The sequence below is a fragment of the Streptomyces sp. SID3212 genome (assembly GCF_009865405.1).
GTDB lineage: Bacteria > Actinomycetota > Actinomycetes > Streptomycetales > Streptomycetaceae > Streptomyces.
Map to the genome: position 1 here is coordinate 1 of NZ_WWJY01001100.1, position 223 is coordinate 223.

1 protein-coding gene is annotated in these 223 nt (G+C 42.2%); it reads left to right on the plus strand.

All coding sequences use genetic code 11. The annotated features are described in order from the left end of the window. Positions 1–223, plus strand: a 223-nt coding sequence (locus tag GT042_RS32490; RefSeq protein ID WP_202534378.1) for a SufD family Fe-S cluster assembly protein, incomplete at both ends; no start/stop codon positions are given.

Sequence of the window (223 nt, forward strand, 5' to 3'; positions counted from 1 at the left end):
GTTGATACACCACTTCAAGCGTATTTCCGTATTAACTCTGAAAATATGGGACAATTCGAGCGTACGCTTATCATCGTAGACGAAGGCGCACACGTACACTACGTAGAAGGTTGTACAGCACCTGTTTACACTACTAACTCACTTCACAGTGCGGTAGTAGAAATCATCATTAAAAAAGATGCGTATTGCCGTTATACAACAATCCAAAACTGGGCGAACAACG